This is a genomic window from Halohasta litorea (assembly GCF_024494645.1).
GTDB lineage: Archaea > Halobacteriota > Halobacteria > Halobacteriales > Haloferacaceae > Halohasta > Halohasta litorea.
The window spans coordinates 705,911-726,090 of record NZ_JANHDJ010000001.1 but is presented as its reverse complement, the minus strand read 5'-3'; the positions used below and the strand labels follow the sequence as shown (position 1 = coordinate 726,090).

The 20,180-nt window shown below is 63.5% G+C and carries 22 protein-coding genes; 8 read left to right on the top strand and 14 right to left on the bottom strand.

From position 1 onward, the window contains the following. Position 1 precedes the first annotated feature (1 nt). Complete coding sequence (locus tag NO877_RS03855) at positions 2 to 820, top strand: phosphatase PAP2 family protein (protein ID WP_256394987.1); 819 nt, start codon at positions 2 to 4, stop codon at positions 818 to 820. 21 nt (positions 821 to 841) lie between these two features. On the opposite strand, the gene NO877_RS03850 is transcribed toward NO877_RS03855, so the two are convergent. The 3 genes from NO877_RS03850 to NO877_RS03840 form a co-directional block, all read right to left on the bottom strand. Beyond that, positions 842 to 1,270: a CopG family ribbon-helix-helix protein gene (locus NO877_RS03850; protein ID WP_256394986.1), complete on the bottom strand. Its 429-nt coding sequence runs from the start codon at positions 1,268 to 1,270 to the stop codon at positions 842 to 844. A 114-nt stretch (positions 1,271 to 1,384) separates the two neighbouring features. Further along, positions 1,385 to 1,633, bottom strand: a complete 249-nt coding sequence (locus tag NO877_RS03845; protein WP_256394985.1) for a glutaredoxin family protein — start codon at positions 1,631 to 1,633, stop codon at positions 1,385 to 1,387. A gap of 266 nt (positions 1,634 to 1,899) precedes the next feature. Continuing rightward, a complete protein-coding gene (locus NO877_RS03840) occupies positions 1,900 to 3,135 on the bottom strand; it encodes a mandelate racemase/muconate lactonizing enzyme family protein (RefSeq protein ID WP_256394984.1) in 1,236 nt (411 codons plus the stop codon). 185 nt (positions 3,136 to 3,320) lie between these two features. Between NO877_RS03840 and NO877_RS03835 the strand changes: the two genes are divergently transcribed. After that, complete coding sequence (locus NO877_RS03835) at positions 3,321 to 4,256, top strand: 1,4-dihydroxy-2-naphthoate polyprenyltransferase (protein ID WP_256394983.1); 936 nt, start codon at positions 3,321 to 3,323, stop codon at positions 4,254 to 4,256. Beyond that, positions 4,256 to 5,326: an o-succinylbenzoate synthase gene (menC, locus tag NO877_RS03830; protein WP_256394982.1), complete on the top strand. Its 1,071-nt coding sequence runs from the start codon at positions 4,256 to 4,258 to the stop codon at positions 5,324 to 5,326. The genes NO877_RS03835 and menC overlap by 1 nt, the downstream gene beginning before the upstream one ends. Before the next feature lie 55 nt (positions 5,327 to 5,381). Here the strand turns inward: menC and NO877_RS03825 are convergent, their stop codons facing one another. Next, the gene (locus NO877_RS03825; RefSeq protein WP_256394981.1) at positions 5,382 to 5,819 is read right to left on the bottom strand and encodes a halocyanin domain-containing protein; all 438 of its coding nucleotides are present in this window, start codon (positions 5,817 to 5,819) and stop codon (positions 5,382 to 5,384) included. A gap of 95 nt (positions 5,820 to 5,914) precedes the next feature. On the opposite strand from NO877_RS03825, the gene NO877_RS03820 reads away from it, so the two are divergent. Continuing rightward, positions 5,915 to 6,379, top strand: coding sequence for a DUF5799 family protein (locus NO877_RS03820; protein WP_256394980.1), 465 nt, complete (start codon positions 5,915 to 5,917; stop codon positions 6,377 to 6,379). On the opposite strand, the gene NO877_RS03815 is transcribed toward NO877_RS03820, so the two are convergent. The 4 genes from NO877_RS03815 to NO877_RS03800 all read right to left on the bottom strand — a co-directional run bounded on the left by NO877_RS03815 (position 6,376) and on the right by NO877_RS03800 (position 10,672). Beyond that, complete coding sequence (locus tag NO877_RS03815) at positions 6,376 to 6,522, bottom strand: DUF7557 family protein (RefSeq protein WP_256394979.1); 147 nt, start codon at positions 6,520 to 6,522, stop codon at positions 6,376 to 6,378. The two genes, NO877_RS03820 and NO877_RS03815, sit on opposite strands and share 4 nt — an antisense overlap. A gap of 55 nt (positions 6,523 to 6,577) precedes the next feature. Then, positions 6,578 to 8,467 (bottom strand): ATP-binding protein, encoded by a 1,890-nt coding sequence (locus tag NO877_RS03810; RefSeq protein ID WP_256394978.1) that lies wholly within the window; start codon positions 8,465 to 8,467, stop codon positions 6,578 to 6,580. Beyond that, positions 8,464 to 9,564 carry an FIST signal transduction protein gene (locus NO877_RS03805; protein ID WP_256394977.1) on the bottom strand — a complete coding sequence of 367 codons (1,101 nt, stop codon included), beginning with the start codon at positions 9,562 to 9,564 and terminating at the stop codon, positions 8,464 to 8,466. Before NO877_RS03805 ends, NO877_RS03810 begins: the two co-directional genes overlap by 4 nt. Before the next feature lie 124 nt (positions 9,565 to 9,688). Next, complete coding sequence (locus NO877_RS03800) at positions 9,689 to 10,672, bottom strand: isocitrate/isopropylmalate family dehydrogenase (protein WP_256394976.1); 984 nt, start codon at positions 10,670 to 10,672, stop codon at positions 9,689 to 9,691. Between the two features lie 104 nt (positions 10,673 to 10,776). Here NO877_RS03800 and NO877_RS03795 point away from each other — a divergent pair, with 104 nt between their 5' ends. Together NO877_RS03795 and NO877_RS03790 are read left to right on the top strand one after the other, a co-directional pair. Then, complete coding sequence (locus NO877_RS03795; protein ID WP_256394975.1) at positions 10,777 to 11,142, top strand: MarR family transcriptional regulator; 366 nt, start codon at positions 10,777 to 10,779, stop codon at positions 11,140 to 11,142. Positions 11,143 to 11,224: 82 nt separating this feature from the next. After that, entirely contained in the window at positions 11,225 to 11,629 is a 405-nt protein-coding gene (locus NO877_RS03790) for a DoxX family protein (RefSeq protein WP_256394974.1), read from the top strand. A 52-nt stretch (positions 11,630 to 11,681) separates the two neighbouring features. On the opposite strand, the gene leuD is transcribed toward NO877_RS03790, so the two are convergent. The 6 genes from leuD to NO877_RS03760 all read right to left on the bottom strand — a co-directional run bounded on the left by leuD (position 11,682) and on the right by NO877_RS03760 (position 18,868). Beyond that, on the bottom strand, positions 11,682 to 12,284 hold the full coding sequence (gene leuD / locus NO877_RS03785; RefSeq protein WP_256394973.1) for a 3-isopropylmalate dehydratase small subunit: 603 nt from the start codon (positions 12,282 to 12,284) through the stop codon (positions 11,682 to 11,684). Next, positions 12,284 to 13,744, bottom strand: a complete 1,461-nt coding sequence (leuC, locus tag NO877_RS03780) for a 3-isopropylmalate dehydratase large subunit (protein WP_256394972.1) — start codon at positions 13,742 to 13,744, stop codon at positions 12,284 to 12,286. The genes leuD and leuC overlap by 1 nt, the downstream gene beginning before the upstream one ends. Before the next feature lie 28 nt (positions 13,745 to 13,772). Beyond that, the gene (gene ilvC, locus NO877_RS03775) at positions 13,773 to 14,780 is read right to left on the bottom strand and encodes a ketol-acid reductoisomerase (RefSeq protein WP_256394971.1); all 1,008 of its coding nucleotides are present in this window, start codon (positions 14,778 to 14,780) and stop codon (positions 13,773 to 13,775) included. A gap of 23 nt (positions 14,781 to 14,803) precedes the next feature. Next, positions 14,804 to 15,505 carry an acetolactate synthase small subunit gene (gene ilvN / locus NO877_RS03770; protein ID WP_256394970.1) on the bottom strand — a complete coding sequence of 234 codons (702 nt, stop codon included), beginning with the start codon at positions 15,503 to 15,505 and terminating at the stop codon, positions 14,804 to 14,806. After that, on the bottom strand, positions 15,502 to 17,274 hold the full coding sequence (ilvB, locus tag NO877_RS03765) for a biosynthetic-type acetolactate synthase large subunit (protein WP_256394969.1): 1,773 nt from the start codon (positions 17,272 to 17,274) through the stop codon (positions 15,502 to 15,504). Before ilvB ends, ilvN begins: the two co-directional genes overlap by 4 nt. Positions 17,275 to 17,626: 352 nt before the next feature. Then, positions 17,627 to 18,868, bottom strand: coding sequence for a LeuA family protein (locus NO877_RS03760; protein WP_256394968.1), 1,242 nt, complete (start codon positions 18,866 to 18,868; stop codon positions 17,627 to 17,629). A 283-nt stretch (positions 18,869 to 19,151) separates the two neighbouring features. Here NO877_RS03760 and NO877_RS03755 point away from each other — a divergent pair, with 283 nt between their 5' ends. Together NO877_RS03755 and NO877_RS03750 are read left to right on the top strand one after the other, a co-directional pair. Continuing rightward, positions 19,152 to 19,436 carry a DUF5779 family protein gene (locus NO877_RS03755; RefSeq protein ID WP_256394967.1) on the top strand — a complete coding sequence of 95 codons (285 nt, stop codon included), beginning with the start codon at positions 19,152 to 19,154 and terminating at the stop codon, positions 19,434 to 19,436. Positions 19,437 to 19,491: 55 nt separating this feature from the next. Further along, positions 19,492 to 20,178 carry a hypothetical protein gene (locus NO877_RS03750; protein ID WP_256394966.1) on the top strand — a complete coding sequence of 229 codons (687 nt, stop codon included), beginning with the start codon at positions 19,492 to 19,494 and terminating at the stop codon, positions 20,176 to 20,178. The last annotated feature ends 2 nt before the right edge of the window (positions 20,179 to 20,180 follow it).

Here is a 20,180-nt window from a genome sequence, read left to right as displayed (position 1 = left end):
CATGCTACGCGCAATCCTCCTCGAAGTCACGGCCGTCGTCGCCATGTTCTGTCTAGTCGGCGCGGTCACGCTCGTCGGGCCGAACCGACTCGCAGCCCTCCGGACCGAGCTCCGGCCCCGGCTCCGTGAGTCGGCCCCCTATCTGGCTGTTCTCATCGTCGTGTTGATTCTCAACTCGATCACCCGCGATTCGGCCCAAGACCTCTCCTGGCAGATCGGCTACGAGATCACCTATCTGTTGGCGGCCTACGACGCCGGGATCGTTGCGACGATTCAGTCGTTCGAATCCCAAGCGCTGACGACGTACTTCTCGTCGGTGTACGTCTATGGCTACGTGTTCGTGTTGGTCTTTCCCGTGTTGGCCTACCTCGCGCTGTCGGATCGCAAACCCTTCCAGCGGCTCGTCGTCGCCTACAGTATCAACTACTTCATCGGACTCACGTTGTACATCCTCTTTATCGCCTACGGCCCGCGGAACTGGTATGGTATCGAGGCGGGCGCAGAGGCAGCGAAAGTCGTCTACGAGAACCACCTGTATGGAATGACCGGCTCCGAAACGGCAAACGAGCTACTCACAAGCGAGGTCAACAGCCGAACCAACGTCTTCCCGTCGCTCCACACCTCGCTGTCGGCGACGGTCGCGCTGTTCGCCTACAAAACGCGGGAGGCCTATCCGATCTGGCTCGGGATCGCAACCGTTCTCGCGGTCAGCATCATCATCTCGACGATGTACTTGGGGATTCACTGGGCCGTCGACATCCTCTTCGGGCTCGGACTGGCGGGGCTCTCTGTGTACATCGCCGATCGATTCATCGAGTAATCCGACTGCGGACTGGTGGCTTCAGCTGAAATCCTCCAGCGAACTGAAATCGTCGACCGGCATCACCGAGTAGTCGACCGACAGCGTGTCCTGTGTGGCTCGGATCTTGCCAACGAACGTCGAAATCTCGTCGAGTCGGCCTTCGAGGACGAACAGCTCCATACAGTAGTGGTTGCCGACGTGACTGTGGAAGTTCGAGGCGACCAGCCCCTCGTGTTCGTGCCGCAGCTGCATCATCCGCTCTTCGACGCTGGTCGTCTCGTAGTTAAACAGCACCGTCACGATCGAAATCAGATCCCGGTCTTCGAGCCGCTTGTCCTCGAACTCGCCCAACAGGTTCCGGGCGGCCTCCCGGACGACCTCGCTGCGACCCGTATAGCCGTGTTCGTCGGCAAAGGAGTCGATTCGACTGAGCAGATCCTCCGGCATCGAAACGCTAACGACAGTCATATATTAACACACTGCCCGTCCAATAATAGTTCTTATTATTAGGGCTACTGACAGGCGCGGCTGGCCGGAGTTCGGGGGAGATCCTGACACTGATGTGACAGTGGGTAGCGGGAGCTACGCGCCGTAAGTGTCTTTGAGATACGTCGAGATTTCGCCGCTGTCGGCCAGCCAACCGTCGGGGTGGTCGTCGTCGACCAACACCGGTACGCCCCGCTGGCCGCTGATCGCTTCGAGTTCGTCCCGGTCGGCTTTCGACTCGGGGACGACGACCTCCTCGTAGTCTACCTCCAGGACGTCGAGCACGCGACGAACGCGTTTGGAGTACGGACAGTCCGGCCGATCGTACAGTTCGATGGCTGCCATACCCCACGATACATCTACTGTCCTCATAGTTGTATGTCGGTACTGTATCACCGATACACAACCAATCGGCGACCCGACTAGAGATACAAAATGTATGACGGGACGACTTTCCTACCGGAAAGTAGTCGCTGGCTATCAGTCGACGCCGGGTCGATCGGCCAGCCCCTCTGGCTTCGTCAAACAACGCGAATCGGGGAGTCGCTGGCACGACGACGCTTATGCCTCGTTGAACAACGCAGATCGAAGATTTGCTGGCCCGACGAAGCTTACGCTTCGTCGAACAGGGTTTCGCCGTCGACCATCTTCTCTTCGACGACATCCATGTCGAGGGTGACGCCGAGACCCGGTTTCTCGGGGATCTCGATGTAGCCGTCCTCGATGACGTCCTCTTCGACCAGGTCCTCCCACCAGCCGAGTTCGTAGCTGTGGTACTCGACGGCCAGCGAGTTGGGGATCGCCGCGCCGACGTGGGCCGACCCCATCGTCGCAATCGGTGAGGCGACGTTGTGCATCGCCACCGGGATGTAGTACATATCGGCGAGATCGGCGATCTTCCGGGTCTCGCGCATCCCGCCTACCTTCGGCATATCCGGCGCGATGATGTCGACGGCCTGATTTTCGATCAGGCGGCGCTGACCGTGTTTCCGATAGACGTTCTCGCCGACGCCGATGGGGGTAGAGGTCGACTGGGTAACCTCCCGCTGGACGTCGTGGTTCTCCGGCGGGACGGGGTCTTCGAGCCACCAGACGTCGTAAGGTTCGAGTGCCTCGGCGAGCCGTTTCGCACTTCCACCGGAGAACGTCCAGTGGCAGTCGAAGGCCACGTCAGCCCGGGAGCCGACGCGTTCGGTCACGGCCTCGACGATGCTGACTTTGTGGTCGATCTCGATGCCGCGCAGGTGGCGGTTCGCTCGATCCTTCTCGTGGCCGGAGGGAACGTCGAGATCGAACTTGAGGGCGTCGTAGCCGAGTTCGTCGACGACGCGTTCGGCCTCGTCGGCACAGGCGATCGGGTCGGCCTCGTCGGCCGTGTGGCAGTCACAGTAGACCCGAACTTTGTCGCGGTATTTGCCGCCCAGCAGCTGGTAGGCCGGGACGCCGAGGATCTTGCCCGCCAGATCGTGGAGTGCGACCTCGATACCCGAAATCGCGGTGACGGTGACCCCGCCGATGGAACCCTCGCCGGACATCTTCTGGACGAGGTGCTCGGTCATTCGATCGATATCGAGGGGGTTCTCACCGATGACAAAAGGTTTCATCCGCTCGATGAGCTCCGGCGCTCCCGCACCCCAGTAGGCTTCGCCGGTGCCGACGATGCCCGCATCGGTGTAGACGCGCACGAGCGTCCAGGGGAAGTTGCCGTCGACCATCGTCGTCTGTACGTCGGTAATCTCGACGTCGCGGTTGCCGCCGCGCTCGCCGGTGACACCCATCGTCTCCGCGGAGAGTTCCCGCATCGTGTACTCCGCGTTCGGATCGTGGAGTTCGTCGTAGCTGACCATACTCCGGCTTCTATTCCCAGCCGTAAATAGTGCTGTCGTTCGTCGACAGGCGTCATACCTCGCACACACGGCCGGTAGAGAAAATTTATTATACTTTGAGTAAATATTTCTATCCTGGAGATCCGTCTCAGTAGCCTCGTCGGTGAACCCGAAGATTCACTCCCACGGCGGCCACAACGACACCAATGAGCGGTACGGAACTCTCACAGACCCGTGCGTGGGTGCTTGCGGCCCGCCCCCAGACGCTGCCAGCGGCGGCCGCACCTGTCGCTGTCGGTGCCGGGCTCGCGTGGCACGACGGCGTGTTCGCACTGCTGCCGACACTGGCGGCGTTCGTCGGCGCGGCACTCATCCAGATCGGCACCAACTTCGCCAACGACTACTACGACGCCATCCAGGGCGCCGATACCGAGGCCCGCGAAGGGTTCACCCGCGTCACCCAGTCGGGGCTGATCGCCCCGGATCGAGTCAAACAGGCGATGTATCTCACCTTCGCCGCCGCGATCGGCGTCGGGAGCTATCTCGTCTACGTCGGCGGCCTCCCCATCCTGGTTATTGGCCTCCTCTCGGTCCTCTCGGGCATCGCTTACACCGGCGGCCCCTACCCGCTCGGTTACCACGGCCTCGGCGACCTGTTCGTCTTCGTCTTTTTCGGCGTGATCGCCGTCATGGGAACGTATTATGTACAGGCTACCGCCGTGCTCGCCGACCCGCTGTCAACGACGATCCCGCCGAATACTCTCACGTCGACCGCGTTCCTGGCGAGCCTGCCGGTGGCCGCGCTATCGACGAACATTCTCGTCGTCAACAACATCCGGGACCGCGAGGAGGATGCCACGACCGGCAAGCGAACCCTCGCGGTGCGGTTCGGCTACCGGTTCAGTCGGCTCCAGTTCGCTGGCCTCGCTGGCCTCGCCTACGCGGTCCCAGTCTGGCTCTGGCTGGCCGAGGGGTTCGCTGCGACGGTGTTGCTCCCGCTGTTGACGCTCCCGATTGCGGCCGTAGTCACACGGACCGTCTGGACGGAAACCGCCGGAGCGACGCTGAATCCCGCACTGGAGACCACCGGTAAACTGCTCGCGGCCCATGCCCTGCTGTTCGGCATCGGGTTGGCAGTCTGATGTGGGTCGACCCGTTTTCGCTCCGGTTGGAATCGCCGCTGGGGACCGCGGCCGGTGAGATCACAGAGCGGCGTGGGTTTCTCATTGGGCTCGGTGAGGGCGAGATCCGGGGCGTCGGCGAAGCGACCCCACTGCCCGGCTGGACGGAATCCTACGAAGCCTGTCGAAGCGCTCTTGACGAGGTTACAGAGGCCGTGTCGACGGATCCGATCAGTGAAGTCGAAACGCCCGATCCGACCGAGACACCCGCGGCTGCCCACGGCGTCGACCTCGCCACACTCGATGCAGTCGCACGACGTGATGGTCGACCGCTGGCCGCGGTGCTCCGCGAGCGGGGCTTCGACGCCGACGAACCGATCTCCGATTCGGTACCGGTCAACGCCACCATCGGTGATGGGACAGTCGAGGAGACGGTCGACGCGGCCACCGCTGCCGTCGAAGAGGGGTTCGACTGGCTCAAACTGAAGGTCGGCGTCGGTGAGCCGGAGGAGGATCTCACGCGGGTTCAGGCGGTCCATAACGCAGTCGACGACGGCGTTAGCCTCCGCCTAGACGCCAACGGCGCGTGGGACCGATCCACCGCAAGGCGGCTGGTCGACCGGCTGGCCGAGACCGGGATCGGATATCTCGAACAGCCGCTTCCGGCCGAGGACCTCGCAGGGCTCGCCGAACTTCGCGGTCGTGGCGTCGACATCGCGGTCGACGAGTCGCTGGCCGCGACCTCCGTTGAGGCGGTCGTCGAGGCGGTGGCGGCCGACGTGGTCGTCATCAAACCGATGGCGGTCGGCGGCCCGAGTCGAGCAGTCGAACTCGCGGCAGTCGCTCGCAGCGCCGGGGTCGAACCGGTGGTGACGACAACCGTCGACAGTGTCGTCGCCAGAACGGCTGCGGTCCACGTCGCGGCCGCGATTCCGAACGTGACTGCCTGTGGACTGGCAACCGGCTGGCTGCTCGCGGCGGATCTCGCGGCCGATCCCGTCTCGATCAGCGATGGCCGGGCGAGCCTCCCGGCAGGCTACGGACTCGGTGATGGGTTTGACGCGGTACGACGCGGGAGAGCTGATTTATAAGGCATCCGTGGCTGTCCGGCAGGGATTGCGATGATGGATTATTAGTAAAGGGTAGCTACTCCTCGACGACTTCGACGACGCCGAGCATCCCCTGTGACCGGTGTGGCGTACAGGCGTAGCGATAGACACCCGGTTCGGAGAACGTATACGTGAACTGCTCGCCCGCACCGGTCAGTATCTCGCTTTCGAAGACGCCGTCTTCTTCGACGACGTTGTGACCGCTGCCGAGATCGGTCCACTCCCAGCGGACCTCCGTCTCCGGCGATACCCTGACGGCTGCCGGATCGAACGCATACCCCGATTCAGCACCGACGGTGACTGCTACTTGGTCTTGGCCCGTTCGGTCGACAGTCTCCTGGAAGTTCCTCGCGTTGTCGAGCCAGCCGTCGTAGGGGCCCTCCTCGCCGCTGGAGCCGCCGAGACAGCCAGCAGTCGCAGCCATTCCACCAGCAATGGCAGTCAGCACCGTTCGTCGGCGCGGAGCAGTATCCATAGTTTCAGTAGTTGCTCGGGACCTATGAGTCATGCTTTTTCGAGCGACCGCCGCGATCCCGTAGGCTGAAACGGTCGGCGGTCCTACCGACCCCTATGAGCCACTGGACGGATGCGATCATCGGCGAGCGAATGGCAGTCGACGGGTCGTTCAGCGACCGGGTGACCGCCTCGCAGTTCTCCACGGCCGAGTGGGATCTGATTATGACGGCGACCGATCTCGAAATGGTCGAGGCCGAGGACCCCGAAGCCGCACGGATCGTCGCCAACACCGACGACGTGGCCGCGATCATCCCGGAGCTCGAATCGATCCGCGCCCAAACCGCGGCGATGGGCGGCGGACCCACCAGCGAGGAGCAGACGCCCAGCGGCGGCGGGATCGTCGGCTCGATCAAGCGCGCGCTCGGATTGGGAAGCGATGGCGACGACGGTGACGGAGTCGACGGAGAGAAGCTGGCGGCTGCCGAGGAACTCACCGCCGAGTACGCCGAGGCGCTACAGACGCATCTCGAAGAGGCCGACCGCTTCGAGCAGGCCAGACAGGCGTATCTCGACCGTTAGCCGTCGCCGCTTCTGAACATCGTGAGCTCCTCGGCCTCGTAGATGTTCAGCAGCTCGGTGACGATTTCGTCGTACGTTTCGTCGTCTTCACGGAGTCCATCGAGCCGGTCGACAGTCTCCTCGTCGAGTTCGATCTGGACCATACGGACACTACTGCCGCCAGTTGCTTATATTGCGTGGCGGATGGGAACACTGGACTCAGTTGGCATCCACGTTCGCCGCCTGCGGCGACCGATCGCCGGAGGCACGCGGCAGCGTCAGAATAATCCGCGTTCCCGTGGGGTGATCGTCGATCGAGATCTCCCCGCCGAGCAGCGAGACCGTCCAGTAGACGAGCCACAGCCCCAGGCCGGTGCCGTGTTGGAGCGGCGTCTCTTGGCCCGTCTCGATGGCTTGGCGCTCGTCGTCGGGGATGCCGGGGCCGTTGTCGACGATACTGATATCGACCCAGCTGTCGGCCGGTTTGGTCTCTGAGGCGTCGACCGAGACAGTCACGACCGGCTCCGGCTGGTCGTTGTGGACGACGGCGTTGTCGACGAGTTCCATCAGCGCCATCTTCAACCGTACGTCGGCCCAGATAGCGACCGGATCGAACTCGTCGATCCGCATCGTCGCCGATGGGTGTGTCTCCTCGAATTCGGATTCGAGTTCGCCCAACAGCTCGTTCACGTCGCAGGTGACGTTTACTTCCCGCCCCTGATCGAACAACGACCGAACGGTCCCGGCCTTCTCGCTGAGCTGTTCGAGGTTCGTTACTCGCTGTTCGATCGCCGTCACGTGTGTCTGGAGTTCCTCATCGTCGATCCCATCGCTCAACAGTGCCGTGTTGCCCCGAATAACGTTCATCGCGTTCCGGAGGTTGTGCCGCAACACCCGGTTGAGCACCGCCAGCTGCTGTTGGCGCTCCTTCCGTTCGGTGATGTCCTGGAGCGCCAGCTCGAAGACCGTCTGTCCGTCTTCTTCGACGGCGATCCCCGAGACCTCACACCACACCGGATTCCCGTCGACCGTCTGGAGCCGGAGTTCGACCCCGTCTACCGACCCCTGTTCGAGCAGCTGGTCGCTGAACCGTTTGCGCTCGTCGGGATCGACGTAGATATCGGTGACCGATAGCTCCTGGAACTCCTCTCTGGAGGTCCCTTCGAGGATATCGACCAGCCCTCCATTGACCAGTCGGAACTCGCCTTCGGGGCCGGGGGTCGTCCGGTAGACGCCGATCGGCAAGTTCTCGACGAGCCGCTCGTAGCGCTCCAACTCCTCTTGGCGCTGTTTTTGACTGGTGATGTCGACGTAGAGATGGATGTACTCCCGGGAGTCCGGCGTGTCGACCGGCACCCGCCGGAAGAGGAACTCGCCGACGCCGTCGGCGGTCTCACACCGAACCTCTCTCGGCTCCGAGCCGTCGTGGAGGCTGGTGGGAGAACCGTCGGTGGCCGTCTCCACCTCGGGATTGATGAGATCGTCGATCGGGCGGTCGCGGGCGGTCCGTTCGTCGTAGCCGAAGGTGTTCTCGAAGGTCCGGTTGACCCGCTTGACGCGTTCCTCGCCGTGTTCGACCACCGTGTTGGCGACCGGTTCGGGGATCGCATCGAAGACGGCCTCGAACCGGTTGCGCTCGGTACGGAGCTGTCCCTCGACCAGCTGGCTCCGACAGGCCTCCGCAAGCTTCTCGTTGAGCGGTTTGAGTGCCGATCGCGTGATCTCGTCGATCTCCCCGCCGCGTTTCCCGAGGACGAGCACGCCGAAATCCGGCAGTTCCATCAGGTAGTAGTGGGAGCCGGTGTCGGTCGATCCCGTGATCGGGAGCTCGGTGACGAACGACAGCTGCTCGTCGACGGTGTCGGGCAGGTGGTCGATTGCGGCCCGCAGGGTATCGTTGCCGTACGGGGAGGCCGGAATCGTCGCCGTGACCTCGTAGCGAATCCCGCCGTCTTCAAGCCGCCGCTGGAAGATCGCGCCGACAGAACAGTTCAACTTCTGGAGGTAGCCCGACAGCGCGTTGTCGGCGGTGGCTTCGAGCGTCTCTTTCGGCCCGATCGAAAGCGAGATCTCGTACAGTGCCTGAATCCGTTGCTGTCTGTCGATCATGTGCCTGAGAGTGCGCCAACGACGGCCGTTTTGTTGTAGTAGTCCAGATGCCCGGAGCCGTCGTTGGCGATCTCGCCGATCGTCAGGGCACCGAACAGCGGCAGCGTTTCGGACCGCAAGGCATCCAGTTCACGGTCGAACTCGTCTTCGAGATACAGCACCCGCGAGACACAGTCGAACACACACAGTGCCTCGGGGTCCGAGTCGCCGCTCAGCGCGTGGTCGTGGGCCGTTTGGGCGGCCTCGACCAGCGAGTCGGGATCGCCCTCTAGAATCGAAACGAACTCGCCTTCCGGCATCTCGCCGAAACAGGACATCGAGCCGTCGCTGACGCTGTAGGGGTCCCGAACGATCTGTTCGGCAGCCATCCGCCCGATCCCGAAGGGGTAGGATTTGGCGACCTCGAAGAAGTTCTCCTCGGTGACGGTCTCGCCGGAGGCCTCGGCGATCGCATCACGGTACACCGAAAAGGCGGGTTTCCCGTCGAGCGTGTCGAGCGTCGAGCCCTGGGCGTCGGTCACCCGAAAGGGACCGGCGATCTCCTGCCAGCCGTGGTTGACGCCGATCTCCATCGGCTCGGCGAGGGTTGCGACGATGGCCGCATCCTGGATGACGCCCTCGTTGGTGAACAGACAGGGCTGTTGGGCCTCCAGGGTGCCAGCGCCGCCGCCGACGAAGTTCAGCTCGACGCTGTAGGTGCGGAACAGCGCCTCGATGAACGCCTCGATCGTTGTGGCGTAGGTGTCGGCAAAGACGAAGGCGGTCTCGTATCCCCGTGCGGGAAGGTCCGGATCAAGCAGCCCTCTAAACGCCGTCTCGGGGTCGCTCAGATCCCGAACCGTCGTCACGACCGGCTCCGACGGCAGCCCGACAGTCACCGCTCCCGTCTCCTGTTTCCGGCCGTCGTGTAGTATCTCGGGGAAGATCCCGCCGAAGATCGGCACATCGAGATCACCCAGTACCGACTCGAAGTCCGCGGACAGCAGCGCCGGATCGGGCGTCGACAGCAGCAAAATCCCGTTGACCGACTCAGAACCCGCCGTTGAGGCCAGCGTCTCCCGAACCCCCTCGACGGTCGAGTCGTACGTGATCTCCATTGTGTACGATCATTCAGGATAAACAGTAATATAATTGTGTTGAACGGCTCGTATTCTTACCTCGGAGCCGCACCGCACAAGCCCGACAGTACCGAACCGACTGGAGAGTCGGTTTACAGTCGATCTATAGTCGATCGACGATGGCGGCAGTCATCTCGTCGGTGTCGGCGTTGCCGCCGAGATCGCCGGTTCGCGGCCCCTCGGCGAGCACGCTCTCGACGGCGGTTTCGACCCGCTGGGACTCCTCGCTGTAGCCGAGGTGGTCGAGCAACATGGCCGCCGAGAGGATCGTGGCCGTCGGGTTGGCGATGCCCTCGCCCGCGATGTCGGGGGCGGTGCCGTGGACCGGCTCGAACAAGGCGTTGTCGTCGCCGATATTTGCCGAGGGCAGCAGGCCGAGCCCGCCGACGAGTCCCGCCGCGAGGTCCGACAGCACGTCGCCCGCGAGGTTGGGACAGACGACCACATCGAACTGTTCGGGGTCGAGACAGACGTGGGTCGCAAAGGCGTCCATCAGCACCTCGTCGGTCTCGACGCCGCGCTCGTCGGCCACGCCAACCACGCCGTCACGGAACCGACCGTCGGTCTTCCGCATGACGTTGGCCTTGTGGACGACGCTGAAGCCGTCGTGGTCGTCGCTGTCTTCGACGTAGTCGCAAGCGAATGCCGCGAGCTTTTCGGAGGCCGAGGTGGTGACCACGCGAGTGAGCGTCGAGAGATCGTCCGACAGATCATCCTCGTGGCCCGAGTAGACGCCCTCGGTGTTTTCGCGGAGGAAGACGAGGTCGGTCTCGGGGCGAACCGCGTCGACGCCCGGATAGGCTTTGGCGGGACGGATGTTGACAAAGGAGTCGACCGCGTCTCGCAGCGGGAGAATCACGTCGGCGGCGGTCTCGCCAGCGGCTCCAAAGAGGGTTGCGTCGGCATCAGCCGCGAGGTCGTAGGTCTCCTGGGGGAGTGCTTCGCCCGTGTCGGCTTTGACGGCGTCGCCAGCCTCGCCGTCGACGAATTCGAGATCGAGATCGAGCGATTCGAGAACCTCGATGGCTGCCGGGATCACTTCCTGTCCGATACCGTCGCCTTCGATGACGGCGATTTGGTGAGTCATACCGACTGTCTGTGTAGCACTGAAAAGAGGATGTCGATGTCGAAGACTCACACCCCACCCACAGCGTTATTACACCTAGTGACGTACAATTACACAAAGTTACAATGCCCGTCGACTTCGAGAGCTACCACCCGACCGATCTCCCGAGCGAGGACACCAACGGGCGTCGCATCCTCGAATACCTCGCCGACAACCCCGAGTTAGGGTTCCGACCGAGCGAACTCGCCGACGAACTCGACATCCCGCGCGGCAGCGTCGGGACGACGCTCCATCGACTCGAATCCCGCGGTTTCGTCCGCCACAAGGGCGACTACTGGGCGATCAACGCAGAAGCCTACGACGCCCAGACGGCGAGCGCAATCGGCCTCGAAACCGTCGCCGAAGCGTTCGCTGGCGACTACTACGACGAAAACCTCGACTGGGACGCCGAGCTACCGGATATCGAACTCGATTCCGGCGATACTAAATGAAGTACAGAGTATATCTTATAAAGCCGTACTGCCGTCTCTGAACCCCAAACCGCTTTTCCTCCGTCGACATACCAAGTGGTAGATGGACCTCAGTTTAGCACGGTTCAAACGCCCGCTGCTGTACGTGATGGGGCCGGGGTACGTCGTCGCGGGCATCCTTCATTTCGTCGTCCCGGAGTTGTACGCACAGATTATCCCGCCGATACTCCCCGCGCCGCTCGCGTTGGTCTACCTCTCCGGGGTCGCCGAAATCGCCGTCGGGATCGGGGTGTTGATCCCGCGGACGCGACGCTATGCGGCGTGGGCGACAATCGCGCTGCTCATTGCGATCTTCCCGGCGAACGTCTACATGGCGACCTCGATGGTCGCCATCGACGGGCTCGGCGAGGGTGATCCCTCGGCGGTCGCTCGATGGGGGCGGCTCCCGCTACAGGGCGTGTTGCTCCTCTGGGCCTACTGGTATACCGACGCCGAGAGTGGCGACTAATACCCGAACCGACTGAAAAGAAAATACCGCCACCGAACAGTTACTGCTGATCTCAGTCGCTCTGGACGTACGGCAGGTCCGCGACCGTCGACTCGACTTTGCTCTTGTTGGAGTACATCAGCGAGGTCGTATCCCAGATCCCTTCGACCAGCGCCTCTTTCATCGCGTGGTCGATGTCGACGTCGATCGTCGTCTCGCCGTAGGTGACCTCCTCGTTCTCCACGTCGATGTCGATCTCGCCGTCTGGGTTGGCCTCGATCCACTCCTGGAGTTCGACGACCGTCTCGTGGTCGGTCGTCACGGCCGGAATGCCCAGTGACTTGCAGTTGTCACGGAAAATCTCCGCGTAGGACTCGCCGACGATGCCGTCGACGCCCCAGCGCATCATCGCCTGCGGGGCGTGCTCCCGGGAAGAGCCACAGCCGAAGTTGGAGTTGATCACGGCGATCGACGCCCCGTCGAAGCGGTTGAGCGGGTGGTCGTTGAACTCGCCGTCGTCGTCACGCCGCGCGTCATAAAAGAGGTAGTCGGCCATGTTGTCGAAGGTGACCTCCTTCATGAACCGCGCGGGCAGGATCTGATCGGTGTCGATGTCGTCGCCGGGGATCGGCACGCCGGTGCCGCCGACCTCGGTGATGTGGTTCTCGGGGGCCATCAGTCCGCCGCCTCCCCTACACCGCTGGCACTGCCAGCTGGTTCGTCGTCGAGGTAGTCTCGCGCGTCGGTGACCTCGCCCTCGACGGCCGCCGCAGCGACCATCGCGGGACTCATGAGGACCGTCCGGCCGTCCTTCGAACCTTGGCGGCCGATGAAGTTGCGGTTCGACGACGACGCACAGACCTCGTCGCCTTCGAGGGCGTCGTCGTTCATCGCGAGACACATCGAACAGCCGGCGCGCCGCCACTGGAAGCCGGCGTTGATGAAGACCTCGTCGAGGCCACGGGCCTCACACTCGGCGCGGACCGATTCGGAGCCGGGCACGGCGAGTGCGCGCACGTCGTCGGATACCTTGTTGCCTTCGAGGATCTTGGCTGCTTCCTCGAAGTCAGAGACGCGACCGTTCGTACAGGTCCCGAGGAACGCGACGTCGACGTCGTAGCCGACCATTGACTGGCCGGGCTCGATATCCATGTGATCGAGGGCCTGTTCGGCGGCCTCGCGGTCGGTCCGGGCCTCGAAGTCGTCGGGCTCCGGCACCGTGTCGCTGATCTCGATGACTTGACCGGGGTTGATCCCCCACGTGATCAGGGGGTCGATGCCGTCGGCGTCGACCGTCACGACGTCGTCGTACTCGGCGTCTTCGTCGGACTTGATGGACTCCCAGTACTCCTTGCGCTCTTCGAACTCGTCGCCTTCGGGGACGTACTCGCGACCTTCGAGGTAGTCGTAGGTGGTCTCGTCGGGGTTGATGTAGCCCGCGCGAGCGCCGCCCTCGATGGACATGTTACAGACGGCGAGTCGACCCTCCATGTCGAGGGCCTCGATGGCCTCGCCGCCGTACTCGTAGACGTGGCCGACGCCGCCGTCGACGCCGAGATCCTGGATGATCTTCAGGATGATGTCCTTGGCGTAGACGCCCTCGCCGAGTTCGCCCTCGACGTTGATGCGGCGGACCTTCTGCTTGTCAGCCGCGATGCAGCCCGTGGCGAGCACGTCGCGGATCTGGCTGGTACCGATACCGACACCAATCGAGCCGAAGGCGCCGTGAGTCGCGGTGTGGCTGTCACCACAGGCGACGGTCATCCCCGGCTGGGAGAGGCCCAGTTCGGGGGCGACCACGTGGGTGATACCCTGTTTGCCGGATTCGAAGCCGAAGAAGGTGATGCCGTTGTCGCTCGTGTTGGTTTCGAGCGCGGTCAGCATCTCCTCGGCCTGATCGTCCTTCAGCGGCCGTTTGCGTTTTTCTTCCTCAGTGGGCGCGATGTGGTCGGTCGTCGCGAACGTCTGGTTCGGATAGGCGACCTCCAGCTCCCGCTCCCGAAGCATGCCGAAGGCCTGCGGACTCGTGACCTCGTGGACGAGATGGAGCCCGATGAACAGTTGATCCTGTCCGTTCGGCAGTTCGGTTACTTTGTGCTTGTCCCATACCTTGTCGTACAGCGTTCCGTTGCTCATTGATATCCTCTTGTGTCGTTCTGCATTCTTATTCCTCGTCGGCCCACGAGAACAGCCCGCGGAGTTCCTCGCCGACGGCCTCGATCTCGTGGTTCTTTTCGGCGTTGCGGATCTGGTGGTAGCCCGGTCGACCGGCCTGGTTCTCTAAGATCCACTGGCGGGCAAACGTCCCGTCCTGGACCTCTTCGAGAACTTCCTCCATCTGCTCGCGGGCGTGCTCGTCAACAACGCGGTCGCCGCGGGTCAGGCCACCGTATTCGGCGGTGTCCGAGACCGAATCCCACATCTCACTGAGGCCGCCCTCGTACATGAGGTCGACGATCAGTTTGAGTTCGTTCATACACTCGAAGTAGGCCATCTCCTCGCTGTAGCCCGCCTCGACGAGCGTCTCGTAGGCCTGTTTGACGAGGCTGGTGACGCCGCCACAGAGGACGGCCTGCTCGCCGAACAGATCGGTTTCGGTCTCCTCGCGGAACGTGGTCTCGATGGTCCCCGCGCGGGTACAACCGATTCCTTTCGCGTAGGCGAGGGCTCGCTCTTTTGCGTCGCCGGTGACGTCCTGGTAGACTGCGACCAGTCCAGGAGTCCCTTCGTCGGCCTCGTAGTTCCGCCGTACCAGATGCCCCGGCGATTTCGGGGCGACGAGCGTTACGTCGATGTCCTCGCGGGGCTGGATCTGGCTGTAGTGGATGTTGAAGCCGTGGGCGAACTGGAGGGTGTCCCCCTCGTCGAGTTCGTCCTTGATCTGGTCGTAGACCGCGGGCTGGACCGTATCTGGGACCAGCACCGAGACCACCTCGGCCTGGGATGCGGCCTCGGTCGGGGTTGCTACGTCGAGGCCGTCGGCCTCGGCGGCCGCGCGCGAAGAGGACCCTTCGCGGAGGCCGACGACCACGTCGACCCCGCTGTCGTGGAGGTTCTGTGCGTGGGCGTGGCCCTGGCTGCCGTAGCCGAGGACGGCTACCGTCGTGTCGTCGAGATACGTGCTGTCTGCGTCGTCGTCGTAGTAGATCGTCGCGTCGAGTTCGTCTGCCATGTATGTGTGAATGTTATCCGCTCTTAGTTGGTGGTTTCGGCTTGGCTTTCCGCCTCGCCGTCCTGTTCACTGCCGCCATCGGGCTCGACGCCGACCGCCGTCGCCTCCGCAGCGGGCTTCTCGCCGGGGGTTGTGGGTCTGTCGCCGCGCGAGAGCGCGGTCGGGCCGGTCCGGGCGACCTCGATGATGCCGAACTGGCGGTAGGCGTCCATCGCGTCGGCGATCTCGTCGTCGCTCCCGGTGAGCTGGACGGTGATCGTCCGCGGCCCGGCATCCAGCGTCTCGCCGTCGTACATTTCCGTAATGGCCTGAACCTTGTCGGGCTCGTCGCCGTTGACCTTCAGCAGGACGAGTTCGGAGCGGACCGCGCGCTCTTCGAGTTCGCCGACCGAGATGACCGGCTTGAGCTTGGCCAACTGTTTTTTGATCTGGTCGATGCCGGGCTCGGTCTCCTCGACGAGCAGCGTGAGCCGCGCGTTGCCCTCGACCGTGGTTGGGCCGACGGTGAGACTCTCGATGTTGAACTGGCGGCGGGAGAACAGTCCCGCGACGCGCGCGAGCACGCCCGGCTCGTGTTCGACCAGCGCCGAGATCATCGCGGTCCGGCTGTCGGGTTCGGCCTCGACCTCGGGGTCGATCCGAATGCCCTGACTGTTTCGCCGTCCGTCCGGGTGTGGCCGTTCCTCCGGTGGTGGGCCTTCCAGCCCCTGTTCGTTCTGACTCATAGCTGATCCTCCGAGAGTGCGAATTTGCCGTTCGGTGCGCCACTGGCGACCATTGGGTAGACGTTAGCCTCGGGGTCGATGTGGAAGTCGATCACCGAGGGGCCGTCGTAGTCCAAGGCCTCCTCGATCGCGGGGGCGACCTCGTCGTAGTTGTCGACGCGCCAGCCCTGTGCGCCGAAGGCCTCGGCGAGTTTGTCGAACTCCGGCATCCAGTTGTACTCCGAGGCCATGTGGCGGCCCTCGAAGAAGGCGTCCTGCCACTGCCGGACCATCCCGACGTACTCGTTGTTGAGCACGGCGACCGTGATATCGAGGTTCTCCCGAACCGCGACCGACAGCTCCTGGAGCGTCATCAAAAAGGAGCCATCGCCGTCGAAACAGACGACGTCCTGATCGGCGTCGGCGGCAAACCGTGCGCCGATCGTGGCGGGAAGCCCGTATCCCATCGTCCCCAGTCCGTGGGAGGAAACCCACGTCCGGGGCTCAGTGAACTCCCAGTACTGGGCGGCCCACATCTGGTGTTGGCCGACACCCGACGTCACGATGGTGTTGTCGGCGGTCGCTTCGTCGAAGGCCTCGACGATGAACTCCGGCCGGAGCGGCGCGTTCTTGTCGACCGGGTAGTCCATTGGATACTCGTCTTTCCACGTCTGGCACTGCTCGCGCCACTCCCGGGCGTCGGGATCGTGGTCCATTTCGTCGGTCAGCTGATCCAGCACCGTTCCCGCATCGCCGATACAAGGGTAGTCGGCGTGGATGTTCTTGCTGATTTCGGCGGGATCGATATCGACGTGGACGACCTCCGCCTCGGGGGCGAAGGTGTCGATGCCGCCGGTCAGGCGGTCGTCGAACCGGGTACCGACGCCGATCAAGCAATCAGTATGGGTAATCGCCATGTTGGCATATCCCGTCCCGTGCATCCCGGCCCACGAGAGACACAGCTCGTCGTCCTCGGGGAACGTGCCGATGCCGGGCATCGTCGTTGCGACCGGAATACCATGATCGCGCGCGAAGGCGCGGGCAGTCTCAGAGGCCTCGGCCTTGATGACGCCGCCGCCCAGTAGCAAGAGGGGCTTCTCTGCGCGCTCGATGGCGCGGGCAGCCGCTTCGACGTTCTCGGGGTCGGCCGTCGTCGGTGGGTCCTGTCCGGCTGGCAGTTCCGGCTCGCCGGGCTCGACGTCGGTCTCCTCGAAGCTCACGTCCTTCGGGAGGTCGACCAGCGTCGGGCCGGGGCGTCCGGATTCGGCCAGTGCAAACGCGTTGCCGACCGTCTCGCCGATGGTGTCGGCGGAGTTCGCGAACCAGTTGTGTTTGGTGATCGGCATCGTGACGCCGGTGGTGTCGGTCTCCTGGAACGCATCCGAACCGACCATGTCGCTGGGGACCTGGCCGGTCAGCGCGACCATCGCGTCGGAGTCCATGTTGGCGTCGGCGATCCCGGTGACGAGGTTCGTTGCACCGGGGCCGGAGGTCGCCAGGGCGATCCCCGGCGAGCCAGCGACGACGCCGTAGGCGTCCGCGGCGTGGGAAGCCCCCTGCTCGTGGGCCATCGTGACGTGTTCGATCTCCGAATCCCACAGCGCGTCGTAGACGGGCATGATCGCCCCGCCCTGGACGCCGAAGGCGTGTTCGACGCCCGCGTTTTCCAGCGCGCGGACGATCGACGACGAGCCGTCGGTGACCGGCTCGGCCTCGGTGGCTGCCTGTTGGTCGGCCTCGGTCTCCGCGTCGGCCTCTGGGTCGGCAGCCGTCTGTGCGGAGTCGCTCATCTATGGCCTCCTGGATAGGCTGCTGTCGATCGAGTGGCTGTGCGTCTCGGCTGGATTGGGTGTGTGGGTTGTGTCATCTGCTGTCGACTCTGGATGGGTAGCTGACCACTGGGTGGCCTGATGGAAATTCGGTTCGTCTCGGTGGGGAAAAGTGTGGAAGGGGCTAGTTGGCCCCTACAATACCGAGGACGTCGACAGCGACCGCTCCGCGGAACAGTGGGCCGGGAGTTCGGTTCGACTGTCGCATTGTGTTCGACCGAACAACGTCTGTCATTATAATACTTACGCGTTCGCCGACGCGTCGCTGGATACTGCTGTCGCTCACCGGTCGAAACTACCCCGAAGAGGGCCATCAGGTTCGGACCTCCTCGGGCACCCGCTTGACACCGACCTCGTCGGCGAACCGCTCGATGACGCTGTCGGTGACTTTCTGCTTTTCGGCACCGAACTCCTTGACGAGCTTGGTGACCGCCCGTACTTCGGAGTCGCTCGGCTCGTAGCCGTTGTCTTCGAGCCGCTTGCGCACCGAGTGGGTCCCGGTGTGTTTCCCGAGGACGAACTCCCGGGAGGCACCGACCATCTCCGGGGTCATCACGCCGGGTTCGAACGTGTCGGTGTTTTCCATCACGCCCGCGGCGTGAATCCCGCTCTCGTGGGCGAACGCGTTGCGGCCGACAACCGCCTTGTTCACGGGGATCGGGATGTCCGACTTCTCCTCGACCAGCCGAGCCAGCTCCGTAATCCGGGTGGTATCGATCCCGGTATCTACGTTGTAGAGGCTCTCGGCCGACATGACGACTTCCTCGTAGGCGGCGTTTCCGGCGCGTTCGCCGATGCCGTTGACCGAGACCTGTGCCTGATGGGCACCGGCCTCGAAGCCCGACATCGCGTTCGCGCTCGCCAGCCCGAAGTCGTCGTGGGTGTGGACGTCGATCCGTGCGTCGGTGTGTTCGCCGACCAGCCTGATGAGATCCGCGAACCGCGAGGGAGTCGCGACCCCACAGGTGTCGGGGATGTTGATCCAGTCGACGCCAGCCTCGCTGACTGCCTCGACTACTTCGACGAGGAACGCCTTGTTGGTCCGGGTGGCGTCCATCGGTGAGAACATGACCTCCAGCCCAGCGTCCCGTACCATCTCGACGCAGTGGACCGCGCGATCGATCGCCTCGTCGCGGCTCGCGTGCATCGAGTCCTGGAGCTGGACATCGCTGGTGCTCACGAAGACGTGAACCATATCCACGCCCGCGTCGATCGCCGCCTCGACGTCCTTGTCGACCACCCGGGCGAGGCCACAGGTCGTCGCATCGGTCGCCGCCGCGATATCCGAGACCGCCTCGAACTCCGGCTCGGAGTTGACGGGGAACCCGGCCTCGATGACGTGGGTACCCATCTCGTCGAGCAGCTCGGCGATGGCGCGTTTGTCGTTGTAGTCGAACGATGTACGTGGCGACTGCTCGCCGTCACGCAGCGTCGTGTCGAAAATTCGTACTGACTCTATTTCGTCAGTGCTGTCTAATGTGCCCTCGAAGAACTCGATCCGCCGGGGAATCCGACGAGTCCTCCGTGTCGTTGTGAGACATGTACTTGATGGCATGGCCGAGGGCATATATAAAAGCACCGTTTCACTGAATCACTCGACCGCTGAAACCAACCGACAGCCGCCACGATCCCCCGTAGAAAGCCAGCTCACCGACTGTCGACGATCGACTGGTTTCGACCGCAAAGCCGCCCGACCGTGTATTTATATAGGTGTGTCGACCGTACATCAGCAGTTCAACGGCCGGTTTCGGTCCAAGCGTGTCGACCGACTACAGAACACCACAGCCGAGAGGTCACTGCGACCGAACGCTTTTCGTCTCCCCTGACAACGGATGGGTATGACCGATTTCGATCTCGATCTGCGGGACGCGGAAGCAGAACTCGGCGACCTCCCGAGCGACCAGGTGGTTCTCGGCATCCTCGACGGCGAAACAGCGGCCGACGAGTGGATTCAGGCGGTCAGACAGGGCAACATCCTCGTACTGTCGGTGGAGGGCGATCTCAACACGCTGGCGGCTGGGTTCGCCCGCGAAGTCAAGGACATGGGCGGCGAGCTTATGCACTTCCGGGAGTTCCTGATCGTCACCCCGGCGGAGATCCAGATCAACACCGACCGGCTCTGACTGACTCGCCTGCCGAGAGCCCGGTTTTTAAGCTCGTTCGGCCCGTTCTTCAGGTATGCCGATGAAAGGAGACGGGTCGACGGCGCTCCACGAGATAGACCGCTTCGACGGCGGCGTTGGCTGGATCGCCTACCCCGACGAAACGATGGAGCGGGCGAGCCACGCCCTCCGGACTGACGACGGCCTGTGGCTCGTCGACCCGGTCGACGCCGAGGGTCTCGACGACCTCCTAGAAGAGTTCGGCGAGGTCGCAGGGATCGTCATCTGTTTAGATCGCCACAAACGCGATGCGGCCGCCATTGCCAATCGGCACGACGTGTCGGTCCACGTCCCGCGGTGGATGACCGGCGTTGCGGGCGAGGTCGACGCCCCCATCGAGCGCGCGGCGGGCGAACTCGGCGACTCGGGCTACGAGCTGTTCCGGATTCGGGACTCCTCGGTCCCGCCGTGGCAGGAAGCCGGGCTCTACAACCCCGACAACGGCACGCTCGTGGTTCCCGAATCGGTTGGCACAGCAGACTACTTTCTCGCCGACAACGAACGGCTCGGTGTCCATCCGATGTTGCGGCTGACGCCGCCACGGGCGGCACTCGCGGGGTACGCCCCCGAGCGGATTCTCGTCGGCCACGGCGAGGGCGTGCTCACCGATGCCGCGGCCGCACTCGATGATGCCCTCGACTCCTCGAAGCGCAATGCACTCTCGCTGTACGGAAAGACTGTTAGGCAGTTCATAACGGGGTAGTA

Bases quoted from the DNA above. Each gene is read 5' to 3' on its own strand.
- ilvC (WP_256394971.1), bottom strand. From the start codon at position 14,780: ATGGCAGACGAACTCGACGCGACGATCTACTACGACGACGACGCAGAC.
- NO877_RS03840 (WP_256394984.1), bottom strand. From the start codon at position 3,135: ATGGTCAGCTACGACGAACTCCACGATCCGAACGCGGAGTACACGATG.
- menC (WP_256394982.1), top strand. From the start codon at position 4,256: ATGTGGGTCGACCCGTTTTCGCTCCGGTTGGAATCGCCGCTGGGGACC.
- leuD (WP_256394973.1), bottom strand. From the start codon at position 12,284: ATGGCCCCCGAGAACCACATCACCGAGGTCGGCGGCACCGGCGTGCCG.
- NO877_RS03850 (WP_256394986.1), bottom strand. From the start codon at position 1,270: ATGACTGTCGTTAGCGTTTCGATGCCGGAGGATCTGCTCAGTCGAATC.
- NO877_RS03810 (WP_256394978.1), bottom strand. From the start codon at position 8,467: ATGATCGACAGACAGCAACGGATTCAGGCACTGTACGAGATCTCGCTT.
- NO877_RS03750 (WP_256394966.1), top strand. From the start codon at position 19,492: ATGCCGATGAAAGGAGACGGGTCGACGGCGCTCCACGAGATAGACCGC.
- ilvB (WP_256394969.1), bottom strand. From the start codon at position 17,274: ATGAGCGACTCCGCACAGACGGCTGCCGACCCAGAGGCCGACGCGGAG.
- NO877_RS03845 (WP_256394985.1), bottom strand. From the start codon at position 1,633: ATGGCAGCCATCGAACTGTACGATCGGCCGGACTGTCCGTACTCCAAA.
- NO877_RS03835 (WP_256394983.1), top strand. From the start codon at position 3,321: ATGAGCGGTACGGAACTCTCACAGACCCGTGCGTGGGTGCTTGCGGCC.
- ilvN (WP_256394970.1), bottom strand. From the start codon at position 15,505: ATGAGTCAGAACGAACAGGGGCTGGAAGGCCCACCACCGGAGGAACGG.
- NO877_RS03795 (WP_256394975.1), top strand. From the start codon at position 10,777: ATGCCCGTCGACTTCGAGAGCTACCACCCGACCGATCTCCCGAGCGAG.
- NO877_RS03825 (WP_256394981.1), bottom strand. From the start codon at position 5,819: ATGGATACTGCTCCGCGCCGACGAACGGTGCTGACTGCCATTGCTGGT.
- NO877_RS03805 (WP_256394977.1), bottom strand. From the start codon at position 9,564: ATGGAGATCACGTACGACTCGACCGTCGAGGGGGTTCGGGAGACGCTG.
- NO877_RS03855 (WP_256394987.1), top strand. From the start codon at position 2: ATGCTACGCGCAATCCTCCTCGAAGTCACGGCCGTCGTCGCCATGTTC.
- NO877_RS03790 (WP_256394974.1), top strand. From the start codon at position 11,225: ATGGACCTCAGTTTAGCACGGTTCAAACGCCCGCTGCTGTACGTGATG.
- NO877_RS03760 (WP_256394968.1), bottom strand. From the start codon at position 18,868: ATGCCATCAAGTACATGTCTCACAACGACACGGAGGACTCGTCGGATT.
- NO877_RS03755 (WP_256394967.1), top strand. From the start codon at position 19,152: ATGACCGATTTCGATCTCGATCTGCGGGACGCGGAAGCAGAACTCGGC.
- NO877_RS03800 (WP_256394976.1), bottom strand. From the start codon at position 10,672: ATGACTCACCAAATCGCCGTCATCGAAGGCGACGGTATCGGACAGGAA.
- NO877_RS03815 (WP_256394979.1), bottom strand. From the start codon at position 6,522: ATGGTCCAGATCGAACTCGACGAGGAGACTGTCGACCGGCTCGATGGA.
- NO877_RS03820 (WP_256394980.1), top strand. From the start codon at position 5,915: ATGAGCCACTGGACGGATGCGATCATCGGCGAGCGAATGGCAGTCGAC.
- leuC (WP_256394972.1), bottom strand. From the start codon at position 13,744: ATGAGCAACGGAACGCTGTACGACAAGGTATGGGACAAGCACAAAGTA.